This is a genomic window from Chryseobacterium arachidis (assembly GCF_900129245.1).
In the GTDB taxonomy this organism is placed as follows: domain Bacteria; phylum Bacteroidota; class Bacteroidia; order Flavobacteriales; family Weeksellaceae; genus Chryseobacterium; species Chryseobacterium arachidis.
In genome coordinates this window covers 583,460-595,907 of the sequence record NZ_FQUT01000001.1, presented here as the reverse complement: position 1 = coordinate 595,907, position 12,448 = coordinate 583,460, and the positions used below count along the sequence as shown (strand labels likewise).

Sequence of the window (12,448 nt, the reverse complement as noted above, 5' to 3'; positions counted from 1 at the left end):
GCGAGTATCCTTTTTAATATTTATTATTCCATTTTTTCTTCAGCTCTTCGTAGATTTTCTTTTCTGTGGCGTTATTTCCCGGTTCATACAATTTTACCGTTCTAATTTCTTCCGGCAGAAAATCCTGATCCACAAAGTTACCCTCAAAAGAATGCGCATACTTATATTCTTTTCCGTAATCTAAATCTTTCATTAATTTAGTCGGAGCATTTCTCAGATGTAACGGAACCTGCAGATTTCCGGTTTGCTTTACCAAAGCCAATGCATCATTAATCGCCATATAAGTGGAGTTGCTTTTCGGAGAAACCGCAAGATAAACAGCAGTTTCGCTCAGAATAATTCTTGCTTCCGGATTTCCGATCACATTAATTGCCTGAAAACAGTTGTTGGCCATTATCAATGCGTTCGGATTGGCCAGGCCAATATCTTCTGATGCCAGAATAATCATTCTTCGGGCAATAAATTTAATATCCTCACCACCTGCAATCATTCTTGCCAGCCAGTATACTGCTCCATTAGGGTCGCTTCCCCGCATCGACTTAATAAAAGCAGAAATAATATCGTAATGCTGTTCTCCGTTTTTATCATACAGCGCCATGGTTTCCTGCAAAACTTCAAGTACATCTTCGTTTTTAATTTCCTGCTTTCCCGAATTTTTATACTGATTTAAAACCAATTCCACAGAATTAATCAATTTTCTTGCATCACCACCCGAATACTGTATCAATGCTTCTTTTTCTGCAACAGTAAAATGGGTTTTCTCATCCTTATTAAATCTTTCGAGCGCAATATCAATCAGTTCTTCAAGCTTTTCATAGCTTAAAGCCTTCAAAACATACACCTGACTTCTGGAAAGCAGAGCCGAAACCACCTCAAAACTGGGATTTTCGGTAGTGGCACCAATCAGAACAATCCAGCCTTTTTCTACCGCATGAAGCAACGAATCCTGCTGGGACTTATTAAAACGGTGGATTTCATCAATAAATAAAATAGGAGATTTTCCTGAGAAAAGATTCTGCTTTTTTGCATCTTCAATCACATCACGAACATCTTTCACCCCGGAAGAAACTGCAGAAAGCTTGTAAAACTTCCTTCCTGATTTTTCAGAAATAATTTCCGCCAACGTTGTCTTTCCTGTTCCCGGAGGTCCCCAGAAAATAAGAGAATTCAGGGTATTGTTCTCTATCATTTTCTTAATTGTCCCCTTTTCTCCGGTAAGGTGCTCCTGCCCAAGAACATCTTCCAGTGTTTTTGGTCTTAATTTTTCAGCTAATGGAATATTTTGGCTCAAAATTTTAGATTTTAAATAAGGTATTTTTTACGTACAAGTTTAAAGCGGCTGTATTTTTCACGATTTTTAAAGAGGTAAAATCTGTAAATCGACGAAGCCCGGATTTTATCCGACAAACCCATATTTGCTGTCTCTAAACTTCTAACAAATTTAAACTAATTTTCAATTTTTTACCCTATTTTTGCAATGTTTTGAAACTTACAGCCAACAAAATAGTCACTTTTCCTTTGGTAATATTCATCAGATTTTACCAATGGTTTATCTCGCCTTTGCTTCCCAAAAACTGCCGATACGAGCCTACATGTTCGCATTATATGGTAAAAGCTTTGCAGGTTCACGGGATCTTCAAAGGATTCTGGCTGGGTGTAAAAAGAATTTCAAGATGTCATCCCTGGGGTGGAAGCGGTTATGATCCCGTCCCGCCAAAAAAATAAATTTAAATAAACAAACTACTAAAAAAATAGAAATGAATAATATTTTTTTCAGAATTTATCTTGTCATATTTGCGTTGATTACCCAATCTCTATGGGCGCAAAATTATTCGGACGGCATGTCCGATGGAACATTAAAAATAAATTCTGCTGCCACTCCGGTAAAGATTTTTTCGACAACGGATGAAGTAAGGCTAAACTCATTTGCTGACAATCCTGTTAAGGAAAATGTACTGATTATTTTAAATGAAACCAATCATGCAGATTATATGATGGCAACATTGGCAAAGTATAAATTGGTACATTATCAGCTTTTCGATAAAAACTTTAAACTGATTACCACTCCTGCGACTCCGGAGAATCTGAAAGAGTTTAAATATGCGATTAAAGCTGCCAAGCCCATTGCGGAAGCAGATACAGTAAGCCTGGAAACTCCTTTTAAAATCTGGGATCCTTCCAAAGGAATTCAATTAGGTCCGATTACGCTGCATTTTTACAGTCTGATGTTCATTTTTGCGTTTGGTTTCGGATATATTTTAATGACAAAAATTTTTAAAACAGATAATGTTAATCAAAAATATTTAGAGCCACTTTTCACATGGACCTTAATTGGGACAATCCTTGGTGCAAGAATGGGGCACGTTATTTTTTATCAGCCAGAATTGTTTAAGCAGGATTTCTGGAGTGTATTTTTACCGATCAGTACAGTTGACGGAATTAAATTCACAGGATTTTCAGGATTGGCAAGTCACGGAGCTACCATCGCTTTAATCTTTACAACGCTATATTATTCATTTAAAATCATTAAGAAAAATCCTTTTTGGGTATACGACAGATTGGGAATCGTGGTGGCATTGGGAGGTGCTTTTGTAAGACTGGGTAACTTTTTCAACTCTGAAATTATCGGAAAGCCTGTAGATCCCAACTCCCCTTTCGCATTGCTGTTTCCACAACAAAGTACAGAATATGGTGTAACAGTACCCCGTTATCCTTCACAGCTATTTGAAGCTATTGGATACGTTTGCCTTTTCGTTTTATTATGGATTTTATACAAAAAAACCGACAAAAAATATCAGCAGGGATGGTTATTCGGTTTGTTCTTTATCATCCTTTGGGCAATAAGATTCTTTGTAGAATTCTTAAAAGAACCTCAGGGAGACGAGTTCATTCAGTTCGGAGGATTAAATACAGGACAGGTACTTTCTATTCCTTTCATGCTTGCAGGTGTTGTGATTATGATTGTTTCTAAAAAGTTCAAGATCACTCAGGCTGAAAACGAAAAACCGGAATAATTCCATAGAAAATAGTAAAAAAGAAAAGCAAGTCTGTTATAACAGACTTGCTTTCTTATCGAATTATATTTGTGAATTTCTATAACACTCTTTCTACCGCATTATTCAATTCCGTAAAAACATTTCCGAATTCATGAATAATATCTGTTGGCAGTACAGCTTCTCTGGAATGTTTTTCAGAGGCAAACTCGGCCGCCCTGCCGTGAAACCAGACGCCTAAAATTGCAGCTTCTTCTTCGGTATATTTCTGTGCTAAAAAAGAGGTCAAAACTCCGGTAAGGATATCTCCGCTTCCTCCTTTTGCCAGTCCAGAATTCCCTGTAATATTATAAAACACTTTTCCTTCCGGATTAATGATCTGCGTATGATGATCTTTTAAAACAATATAAATCTGAAGTTCTTTGGCTTTGTTTTTTGCTAACTCCAGCCTTTCAAAAGAGTTCTCCGTTGCTCCGAATAACCTTTCAAATTCCTTCGGATGTGGTGTTATAATGGATTTCTCCGGAATGAGTTTGATATTCTTTTTATCCTGAGCAATAATATTTAAGGCATCGGCATCTAAAATTAAGGGTTTAGAATAATCTTTGAGGAACTTTAAAAAAGCTTTTACTGTTTCTTCATCAGTTCCTAAACCCGGACCAACTCCGCATACCGAACTTTCATCAATTTCAATATGATCTATAACATCGCTTCCCCCCTCAATAAACATCGCTTCCGGGTTTTCTGTCTGTAAAATTTCGTATCCACATTTCGGAGCGAGGGTAAAAGTCAGGCCGGTACCGGTTTTCAGCGCTGATCTTGTCGCCAAAACTGCTGCTCCCATTTTTCCGTAGCTTCCTGCAGCAATAGTCACTTTTCCGTAAGTTCCTTTATGTGAAAATTCGTTTCTTGGTTTAAAGATATTTTTCACTACCTCATCATCAATGACAAAATCTTCTGTTTCAGTTTCAGAAATATAGTCTTTACTTAAATTAATATCTAAAATCTGAACTTTTCCGGCATATTTTCCGGTTTCAGGGTGTAGAAAAGATTTTTTCCAAAACTGAAAGCTCAGCGTAAAATCTGTTTCAAAAATCGCAGAATTTTCAGAAGAAATAGTATCTGCTTTGAGCCCTGATGGAAGATCTATGGAAATTTTAAGATTGTTTTTTTCATTTAAAAACTCAACCAATTCTTTTAATTCTCCTTCTAAATCTCTGGAAAGTCCTGTTCCGAAAAGTGCATCAATAATTACCGTCCTGTTGTCGAAACGATATTCATTAGCTTCTTTAAATTCCCTTACTGTAATTCCCGAAATTTCCTTTAAACTTCTGAAGTTGCTGCCTGCATCGGGAGAAAATTTCCCTTTGGAATGGGTAAAAACATCCACATCAAACCCTTTTAAATACAACATTTTTGCAATAGCAAATCCATCTCCACCGTTATTTCCGTCGCCACAAAAAACGGCAAAATTCCTGTGGTTTTTACAGTTTTCGAAAATCCAGTCTACACACGATTGTGCAGCTCTTTCCATGAGCTGAATGGAAGAAACCGGCTCGTTTTTTATAGTATACTGATCACAATGGCGAATCTGTTCTGCAGTGAAGATTTTCATAAAGGAAACTGTTTATAATGTATCAGGAGCAATTTACAAAAAGAAAATTTAAAATATGTTGAAATAAGGTTAATCCGTTTTTAAAGCAGATTAATTAATTTCGTCTAACTATATTTCACCAAAAAAGGGAATAGTTTTGTTTTTTTTCGTACCTTAAACCTTTATTTTTGTCAGAAAACTTAAAAAAATATAGATTATGGGATTTTTTAAAGAATTTAAAGAATTTGCATTCAAAGGTAATGTAGTAGATCTTGCTGTCGGTGTCATTATCGGTGCGGCGTTCAGTGCGATCGTAAAATCTTTGGTAGACGATATTATTACCCCTTTGATTTTGAATCCGGCACTGGAAAAAGCAAATGTGAAAAATATTGCTGAACTTTCCTGGAACGGAGTAAAATATGGTAATTTTTTATCCTCAGTCATTAGTTTCCTTATTGTGGCTTTCGTTTTATTCTTACTGATTAAAGGAATAAACAGTCTTAATAAAAAGCCAGAAGAAGTTGCTGCTCCTGCCGGGCCAACCGAAGACCAGAAATTATTAATGGAAATCAGAGATTTACTGAAAAGTAAAAACAGTTTATAAAAATAAAGCACTTCGGATTGAAGTGCTTTCATATTTTAACAATAAGATAATTATTGAATCTGTAAAATACTCGAAATCTGCTCTGCCAGAGATAACCCGATTCTGTCCTGGGCTTCAAGGGTAGAGGCACCCGTGTGAGGCGTCAGGGAGATCTTCGAATGATTTAGAATTTCTTTTGAAGGCGTGGGCTCGTTAATGAAAACATCAAGACCTGCAAACTTCACTTTTCCTGAATCTAAAGCTTCAATTAAAGCAGTTTCGTCGATTACTCCACCTCTTGAACAGTTGACGATTGCCACTCCGTTTTTCATTATTTCAAATTCATTTTTACCGATCATGTAACCGTCTTTCTGAGCCGGAACATGAAGTGTAATGAAATCCGAATGCTTCAACACATCCTGAAGGGGTTCTGTTTCAATATCAACATTAATGAATTGATTGTTGTAGAAAGTTACTTTAATACTTGCTTTTCCAACATTGCTGTCAGCCGCAATTACTCTCATCCCAAGACCTAAAGCGATTTTCGCCACTTCCTGCCCGATTCTTCCCATCCCGACAATACCGATTGTTTTCCCTTTCAATTCGATACCGGCAGCATACGCTTTTTTCAGGCTTGCAAATTCCGTATCTCCTACTAAAGGCATTTTTCTGTTAGAGTCCTGTAAAAATCTTGCTCCCGAGAATAAATGTGCGAAAACCAGCTCAGCAACCGATTCCGAAGAAGCTGAAGGTGTATTGATTACATGAATTCCTTTTTCTCTTGCATAATCTACATCAATATTATCCATTCCTACTCCACCTCTACCGATGATTTCGATGGACGGACAGTTATCAATAATATCTTTTCTTACCTGCGTCGCACTGCGTACCAGAATTGTACGGATCTTGTGCTCATTAATGTAATCTACCAAAAGCTCTTGCGGAACTTTTGTAGTAATCACCTCAAAACCTTTCTCTGTCAATGCATCAATCCCGGATTGATCCAAGCCATCGTTAGCTAAAACTTTCATAAAACTTTTATCGATTTAAAAATTAAAAGATTAAATGACTAAAATATTGATGATAATTTAATCGTTTAATCTTTCTACTAAATTTTTTATTCTTCCTCTTTAAAAACTTCAATTGTTACTTGTTTCTCTACCAAGTCCGTGAATTTTCCTTTATATCTTGTTGCTCTCACCAGGTGGTTATCAATCCAGTGGTAATTTCCGCCTCTTGGTTTTCCGCATAAAACACTGTGATATTTGAATCCGTGCTTGTCTAACCAATCGATTGTAACTTGTTTCAGGTTTTCTGTTCTTGAAGTAAAGAAGCAGATCTGGTGACCTTCATCATACCATTTGTTGATGGTTTCCAGGGCGTCAGGAAAAGGTTCGCAGGTAACCATTCTTTCCGGTTCTTCGTTCGGAACGTCTTCAGTAATGGTCCCGTCAATATCGATTAAGTAGTTCTTTACTCCGTCCTTCAGAATAGGACTAATGTGATCTTTGTACTCTAATTCCATCAGTAAAAATTGAATTGCAAAGGTAGGCTTTTTACATCAAAAAGGCTTATTAAACTTCATTCAAATTATTTTTTTATTGTATTAAAGCAGTCTCAGGGGATTTATTAATAATAAAACGGTTGTTTTTTTAAGTATTGTTAAAATTTTCTTGTAAATTCAATTTTTGAAACTCATTTTCACTTCCGAATTTACATCACTGATTATGAAAAAAATATTGGCATTAATTTTCGCCTTAATCGGTTGGTTTGCGGTGATCATGCAATATCAACTGATGCTTGAAGATTCTAAGTTTACTTTTTTGGAAATGACCATTCAGTTTTTCAGTTATTTTACCATACTTACGAATATTATTGTGGCTGTGTATTTTACTTCTCAATTAGGTAAGAATCCTCAACAAATTGAAAATTCAGGAACTTTGATGGCTATTACTATTTATATTCTTATGGTTGGCTTAATTTATCAGGTTGTGCTTCGTTCCACTTGGAATCCGACCGGAATGCAAAGAGTTGTAGACGAATTGCTTCACGCCATTATTCCTGCATTTGTTTTGCTGTATTGGATTTTTATTGGAAATAAAAATAATCTTAATTACAAACAAATTCCGAGATGGGCAGTGTATCCGCTGATGTATCTTTTCTATATTTTAATCAGGGGACATTTCTCCGGCTTTTATCCTTATCCTTTTGTAGATGTTTTTACAATCGGATATTCTCAGGTTTTGATTAATGCTTTTTTAATTTTGATTTTCTTTACAGGATTGTCGATGCTTTTTATTCGTATTGGAAAGGCTTTGCGAATTTCCAACAACGATTAACAATCAACCATCAACAAAGAAATATGATGTTTTACCAAAAATTTCCAAAATACATTTATTACACTTACATTTGTAGAAATGGAAGAATTTGTAGTTTTAGTAAATCCTCAGGACGAAGTTTTAGGCTTAATGGAAAAGCAGCAGGCTCACATTAATGGCCTATTGCATCGTGCTTTCTCCGTATTTTTATTCAACAGTAAAGGCGAAATGCTTTTGCAGAAGAGGGCTTCAAAAAAATACCATTCTCCATTGAAATGGACAAATGCCGTATGCTCACACCCAAGAATTGAGGAAACATATATTGAAGGAGCCCAGCGAAGAGTAAAAGAAGAACTGGGAATTGACGCTGAAATTACCGAAAAATTTGATTTTATTTATAAAGCAGATGTCGGCAACGGACTTTGGGAACACGAGCTCGACCATGTATTCACAGGAATTTTCGAAGATGAATTTCATTTGAATAAAGATGAAGTGGAAGAAATACGATATGTCTCCATGGAAGATCTGGACAAAGAAATCAGCGAGCAGCCGGAACATTTTACAGAGTGGTTCAAGATCATTTTAGAAGAATACAAACACCATTTTTAGAATGATGAAGAAAACAATTTTAGCATTATCTTTTTTTACAGGTTCTTTGTTATTTGCACAAGCGGTTGCGACGAAAGTTTATGAAAGTGACAGCTATGCCATTACCCTTCCAGAAGGCTGGAAAGTGACGAATGACAGCGATATCATTAATATATTTCCAAGTAATCAGATCGGAGCTATCACAATTTCCGAATATCATGACCTGAATCTACCGAAAACGGAAACAAAAAAATTCATTCTTGCGCTTTACAAATCTTCCGACGACGAAAAGAAGATCAAAAGTAAAAGCGGAAAGAAAGGATATACTGAATATTTTTACGAATATTTAGACGAAAAAGAAAAATTATTCTGGATCACCAAAGTTTTGCAGAAAGATAAAGACCTGTTCCTTATTACCATCAATTGTGAACAAAAATACTGGAACGGCAATTATATGAAGCTTTTCAACGAAGCTTTCGACAGTTTTAAAATAAAGAAATAAATAGAAATAAAATTAAATATGAAGAAAACAGCATTGTACGACAAACACGTTTCTTTGGGAGCTAAAATCGTACCTTTCGCAGGTTTTGAAATGCCTGTACAATACTCCGGAGTTACAGAAGAGCACTTTGCCGTAAGAGAAAAAGCAGGCTTGTTCGACGTTTCTCACATGGGACAGTTTTTCATTGAAGGTGCAGGTTCCAAAGAACTTTTACAATATGTTACAACAAACAATGTAGATGCTTTAGAAAACGGAAAAGCTCAGTATTCTTGTCTTCCGAACGAAAACGGCGGAATTGTGGACGATCTTATCGTTTATAAAATGGAGGACGACAAATATTTCGTGGTAGTCAATGCTTCAAACATCGAAAAAGACTGGAATCATATTTCAAAGTACAATTCTTTCGGGGCAAAAATGACCAACGCTTCAGACGACATGTCCTTATTGGCGGTTCAAGGTCCGAAAGCAACTGAAATTCTTCAGAAATTAACAGAAACTAACCTTTCAGAAATTCCTTATTACCACTTTACAGTAGGTTCTGTTGCAGGTGTTAATGATATCATTATCTCCAATACAGGATACACAGGAAGCGGAGGTTTCGAAATTTATTTTAACAACGAATCTGCGGTAAAACTTTGGGATGCAATCATCGAAGCGGGTGCTGAAGAAGGGATCATTCCTTGCGGATTGGCTGCCAGAGATACTTTGAGACTGGAAAAAGGGTTCTGCCTTTACGGAAACGATATCGACGATACAACTTCTCCAATTGAAGCAGGTTTGGGATGGATTACGAAATTTGACAAAGATTTCCTTTCTAAAGATACTTTCGCAAAACAAAAAGAAGAGGGAGTTACCAGAAAATTAGTTGCTTTCGAACTGACTGACAAAGGTGTTCCAAGACACGATTATCCGGTTGTAGATGCAGAAGGAAACGTGATCGGAAAAGTAACTTCAGGTACTCAGTCTCCTATGAAAAAAATAGGGTTAGGATTAGCTTACGTAAACAAACCTCTTTTCAAATTAGGTTCTGAGATTTTCATTCAGGTAAGAAACAAAAATATTCCTGCAAAAGTGGTGAAAGCTCCTTTCGTATAAGAATGTAAAGATATTTTGAAAGCCGTTTTGCAGTTTTGCAGAGCGGTTTTTTTATTTTTCAGGAGCTTAATCCGGCTATCCACTGTATCTTTTTTGCGACAGGCTCCACTTCGTTCCGCCCGCCGCAAAAAAGGATGTCGTTTCTATCCGGGCTAGAACAAAGATTGTTTTTAAGTTGATTTGTTTCCCACAAGTTGTTTGAGACCTCCGCCAATTGTGTTTTGTTTCCCGCAATCTTTTTGAGACTTCCGTCAATTGCATTTTGTTCCCCACACTTTGTTTGAGACCTCCGTCAGTTGCGTTTTGTTTCCTGCAAGTTGTTTGAGACAACCGTAAAAAATATTTGGTTGAGAATAACGAAAAACCTAACGGGTTTCAAAAACCCGTTAGGTTTAATTTTAAATCATCTCAGGCAAAAGCAGTAAGCCTGCAATCTCCATCAATGGGTTGGACAATATTCAGAAAAAGAATAGTAATTTTTCATACAGATTTATAAAAAGCCTGTCAGATTTCGATGTCTGACAGGTTTTCATTTTCAATTCAGCAATTTTCAGTAGGAAATATATTTTACCTTAGATGCGCCATTTTTGATATTCAGGTTTAGTCTTTCAATTAAAAAACGAACATCCATTACAAAATTGTTCTTTAGATATCTGTCTTCGATATCTTTTCCCCAGCATATTTTCTTATAGAAATCAGTATTTTTCACCAGTGCAGTTTCCAATTCAATCAACTTTAATCGTAAAGGTTCTATTTCGATAAATTCTTCATATTCTTCCCAAAAATCCAAGATTCCCAAATCTATCTCTAAAATTTTTTCGATTTGTCTTAGTAATCTCATTTCGTCATCACCTGCATCGTAAGCATCTTCTCCTGTCATTATCAGATTTAGCCCGTTTCTGTGATCAAAATTATACTGTTCTCTTAATTGTATATATTGTTGATGAGATTCTTCAACATCAAAAACAAAATAAACTTCCAAGCCTAACCCCATTACTTAGCCACACCAAAAAATTCCTGTAAAGCTTCCACGTTTTTCTTATCATTGCCTACAAAAATTTTATCATCGGTCAGAAAAACAGGGCGCTTCAAAAATGTATAATGATCCAATAACAATTCTTTGAAATCCTTTTCTGTCAAAGACTTTGCATCCAAACCTCTAAGCTTAATCTGGGTTGACTTTTTACTGAATAAAGCTTCGTAAGATTTTGTTTTCTCGTACATTTCAGCCAGTTCCTCTTTTGTGATCGGCTCTTTTTTAATCTCACGAAGTTCCCAGTCTGTAAGATCGAATTGCGCTAAAATTTTTCTGCAGGTATCGCAGGTATTTAAATAGAATACTTTTTTCATAGTTCAAAATTAAGATTTAATCTAAACTTTTAAAAATTATAAATACCTTTATTCAAATTTTAAAATCGATGGAGAACAAACCTATTACTTTTCAGTTCATTTCAGAGCCTTCAGATGTCAACTACGGTGGAAATGTACATGGCGGAAGTGTTATGAAATGGATCGATCAGGCAGGTTATGCGTGTGCAACAACCTGGAGCGGAAATTATTCTGTAACCGTTTATGTTGGCGGAATACGTTTTTATGAACCCATTAAAATCGGCGAAATCGTAAAAGTGGAAGCGCAGGTTATCTACACAGGTTCTTCAAGCATGCATATTTCGATTAATGTTTTTTCAAGAAATCTTAAACAGCCGAATTTTGATAAGAAAACACACTGTATCATTGTTTTTGTTGCCGTTGACGAAAATGGTAAAAAACTTCCCGTTCCAAAATGGATCCCGGAAACCGAAGAGGAAAAACAGCAGGAACAGTACGCAAAACGCCTGATGGAGCTGAGAACGCAGATCGAAGACGAAATGAAACCATTCCTGTAGCATGCGCCGAAAAGAATTTCTTAAACTTTCTTCGCTGGGATTTTTAGGCTTGTATTCCTGCGGAATTTCTAATCTTAAAAACAATAAGAAAACATTGGGTATTCAATTATACACCGTTCGGGACGCAATCTCCGAAAACATTGAAAAAACATTGGAAAAATTGTCCGCTTTAGGTTTTACTGAACTTGAAATCTACGGATACAACGGAACTTTTTTCGGAAAGAGCCGGAATGAATTTCAGGCAATTTTAAAAAATACAGGGTTAAAAGTCATCAGCTCTCACCATACCACAGGAATTCTTCATCAAGATAAAGGAACTTTATTAAACAATTGGGAAAAATCCGTCGAAGATCTACATTTTATCGGCACAAAATATATGGTCTGTTCTTATCTTTTTCCCGAAGAACGAACGATTGAAAATTATAAAAAGCTTCCGGAATTATTAGGTAAATCGGGAGAAATTACAAAAAAAGCTGCTATTCAATTCGCATATCACAACCATGATTTTGAGTTTGAAAAGTTTGACGAAACAAAAAATATTTATGATTTTATTTTAGAAAATTCATCACCTGATTTGGTGAAGATGGAGCTCGATTTATACTGGATATCGAAGGCAGGAATCGATCCCTTGATTTATTTTGAAAAATATCCTAAACGATTTCCGTTGTGGCATGTAAAAGATATGAAAGCAGAAACAAAGGATTTTGCCGAGATCGGAAACGGAACGATCGATTTTAAAAGAATTTTTGATGCAAGAGAAAAAGCAGGTCTTCAATATTGGTTTCTGGAGCAGGATTCGAGTAATAAGGATATGTTTGAAAGCATTACAATAAGTAAAAATTATATTCTTGAACACTCTTATTTTAGATAAAATTTGATCCAAAATATG

The 12,448-nt window shown here is 35.9% G+C and carries 15 protein-coding genes; 9 read left to right on the top strand and 6 right to left on the bottom strand.

Going from position 1 to position 12,448, the window contains the following annotated elements:
* Positions 1-13: 13 nt before the first annotated feature.
* Positions 14-1,291: a replication-associated recombination protein A gene (locus BUA89_RS02665; RefSeq protein WP_072953073.1), complete on the bottom strand. Its 1,278-nt coding sequence runs from the start codon at positions 1,289-1,291 to the stop codon at positions 14-16.
* 191 nt (positions 1,292-1,482) lie between these two features.
* Between BUA89_RS02665 and yidD the strand changes: the two genes are divergently transcribed.
* Together yidD and lgt are read left to right on the top strand one after the other, a co-directional pair.
* Complete coding sequence (gene yidD, locus BUA89_RS02660) at positions 1,483-1,725, top strand: membrane protein insertion efficiency factor YidD (protein ID WP_072953072.1); 243 nt, start codon at positions 1,483-1,485, stop codon at positions 1,723-1,725.
* 422 nt (positions 1,726-2,147) lie between these two features.
* Positions 2,148-3,014: a prolipoprotein diacylglyceryl transferase gene (gene lgt / locus BUA89_RS02655; protein ID WP_072953285.1), complete on the top strand. Its 867-nt coding sequence runs from the start codon at positions 2,148-2,150 to the stop codon at positions 3,012-3,014.
* Positions 3,015-3,093: 79 nt separating this feature from the next.
* On the opposite strand, the gene BUA89_RS02650 is transcribed toward lgt, so the two are convergent.
* Positions 3,094-4,608: a bifunctional ADP-dependent NAD(P)H-hydrate dehydratase/NAD(P)H-hydrate epimerase gene (locus BUA89_RS02650; protein ID WP_072953071.1), complete on the bottom strand. Its 1,515-nt coding sequence runs from the start codon at positions 4,606-4,608 to the stop codon at positions 3,094-3,096.
* Positions 4,609-4,804: 196 nt separating this feature from the next.
* Between BUA89_RS02650 and mscL the strand changes: the two genes are divergently transcribed.
* Positions 4,805-5,191 carry a large conductance mechanosensitive channel protein MscL gene (gene mscL, locus BUA89_RS02645; RefSeq protein ID WP_072953070.1) on the top strand — a complete coding sequence of 129 codons (387 nt, stop codon included), beginning with the start codon at positions 4,805-4,807 and terminating at the stop codon, positions 5,189-5,191.
* A 50-nt stretch (positions 5,192-5,241) separates the two neighbouring features.
* Here mscL and BUA89_RS02640 read toward each other — a convergent pair whose 3' ends face one another.
* Both BUA89_RS02640 and BUA89_RS02635 read right to left on the bottom strand, forming a co-directional pair.
* Positions 5,242-6,201 (bottom strand): D-2-hydroxyacid dehydrogenase, encoded by a 960-nt coding sequence (locus BUA89_RS02640; RefSeq protein ID WP_072953069.1) that lies wholly within the window; start codon positions 6,199-6,201, stop codon positions 5,242-5,244.
* An 86-nt stretch (positions 6,202-6,287) separates the two neighbouring features.
* Entirely contained in the window at positions 6,288-6,695 is a 408-nt protein-coding gene (locus BUA89_RS02635) for an LNS2 domain-containing protein (RefSeq protein WP_072953068.1), read from the bottom strand.
* A gap of 202 nt (positions 6,696-6,897) precedes the next feature.
* Between BUA89_RS02635 and BUA89_RS02630 the strand changes: the two genes are divergently transcribed.
* The 4 genes from BUA89_RS02630 (at position 6,898) to gcvT (ending at position 9,673) form a co-directional block, all read left to right on the top strand.
* Positions 6,898-7,509 (top strand): Pr6Pr family membrane protein, encoded by a 612-nt coding sequence (locus tag BUA89_RS02630; protein WP_072953067.1) that lies wholly within the window; start codon positions 6,898-6,900, stop codon positions 7,507-7,509.
* Between the two features lie 78 nt (positions 7,510-7,587).
* Positions 7,588-8,097 carry an isopentenyl-diphosphate Delta-isomerase gene (gene idi / locus BUA89_RS02625; RefSeq protein WP_072953066.1) on the top strand — a complete coding sequence of 170 codons (510 nt, stop codon included), beginning with the start codon at positions 7,588-7,590 and terminating at the stop codon, positions 8,095-8,097.
* 1 nt (position 8,098) lies between these two features.
* Positions 8,099-8,578, top strand: coding sequence for a hypothetical protein (locus tag BUA89_RS02620; protein WP_072953065.1), 480 nt, complete (start codon positions 8,099-8,101; stop codon positions 8,576-8,578).
* Between the two features lie 18 nt (positions 8,579-8,596).
* Positions 8,597-9,673: a glycine cleavage system aminomethyltransferase GcvT gene (gene gcvT, locus BUA89_RS02615; RefSeq protein ID WP_072953064.1), complete on the top strand. Its 1,077-nt coding sequence runs from the start codon at positions 8,597-8,599 to the stop codon at positions 9,671-9,673.
* A 550-nt stretch (positions 9,674-10,223) separates the two neighbouring features.
* Here the strand turns inward: gcvT and BUA89_RS02610 are convergent.
* Positions 10,224-10,667, bottom strand: coding sequence for a hypothetical protein (locus BUA89_RS02610; protein WP_072953063.1), 444 nt, complete (start codon positions 10,665-10,667; stop codon positions 10,224-10,226).
* Positions 10,667-11,023 carry an arsenate reductase family protein gene (locus BUA89_RS02605; RefSeq protein ID WP_072953062.1) on the bottom strand — a complete coding sequence of 119 codons (357 nt, stop codon included), beginning with the start codon at positions 11,021-11,023 and terminating at the stop codon, positions 10,667-10,669. The genes BUA89_RS02610 and BUA89_RS02605 overlap by 1 nt, the downstream gene beginning before the upstream one ends.
* Before the next feature lie 68 nt (positions 11,024-11,091).
* Here BUA89_RS02605 and BUA89_RS02600 point away from each other — a divergent pair, with 68 nt between their 5' ends.
* Entirely contained in the window at positions 11,092-11,559 is a 468-nt protein-coding gene (locus BUA89_RS02600; RefSeq protein ID WP_072953061.1) for an acyl-CoA thioesterase, read from the top strand.
* A 1-nt stretch (position 11,560) separates the two neighbouring features.
* The gene (locus BUA89_RS02595; RefSeq protein ID WP_072953060.1) at positions 11,561-12,430 is read left to right on the top strand and encodes a sugar phosphate isomerase/epimerase family protein; all 870 of its coding nucleotides are present in this window, start codon (positions 11,561-11,563) and stop codon (positions 12,428-12,430) included.
* Positions 12,431-12,448: the final 18 nt, after the last annotated feature.

Excerpts from the sequence above, each read along its gene's own strand:
- BUA89_RS02650 (WP_072953071.1), bottom strand. The coding sequence starts at position 4,608 with ATGAAAATCTTCACTGCAGAACAGATTCGCCATTGTGATCAGTATACT.
- mscL (WP_072953070.1), top strand. The coding sequence starts at position 4,805 with ATGGGATTTTTTAAAGAATTTAAAGAATTTGCATTCAAAGGTAATGTA.
- BUA89_RS02640 (WP_072953069.1), bottom strand. The coding sequence starts at position 6,201 with ATGAAAGTTTTAGCTAACGATGGCTTGGATCAATCCGGGATTGATGCA.
- BUA89_RS02635 (WP_072953068.1), bottom strand. The coding sequence starts at position 6,695 with ATGGAATTAGAGTACAAAGATCACATTAGTCCTATTCTGAAGGACGGA.
- BUA89_RS02630 (WP_072953067.1), top strand. The coding sequence starts at position 6,898 with ATGAAAAAAATATTGGCATTAATTTTCGCCTTAATCGGTTGGTTTGCG.
- idi (WP_072953066.1), top strand. The coding sequence starts at position 7,588 with ATGGAAGAATTTGTAGTTTTAGTAAATCCTCAGGACGAAGTTTTAGGC.
- BUA89_RS02620 (WP_072953065.1), top strand. The coding sequence starts at position 8,099 with ATGATGAAGAAAACAATTTTAGCATTATCTTTTTTTACAGGTTCTTTG.
- gcvT (WP_072953064.1), top strand. The coding sequence starts at position 8,597 with ATGAAGAAAACAGCATTGTACGACAAACACGTTTCTTTGGGAGCTAAA.
- BUA89_RS02610 (WP_072953063.1), bottom strand. The coding sequence starts at position 10,667 with ATGGGGTTAGGCTTGGAAGTTTATTTTGTTTTTGATGTTGAAGAATCT.
- BUA89_RS02605 (WP_072953062.1), bottom strand. The coding sequence starts at position 11,023 with ATGAAAAAAGTATTCTATTTAAATACCTGCGATACCTGCAGAAAAATT.
- BUA89_RS02600 (WP_072953061.1), top strand. The coding sequence starts at position 11,092 with ATGGAGAACAAACCTATTACTTTTCAGTTCATTTCAGAGCCTTCAGAT.
- BUA89_RS02595 (WP_072953060.1), top strand. The coding sequence starts at position 11,561 with ATGCGCCGAAAAGAATTTCTTAAACTTTCTTCGCTGGGATTTTTAGGC.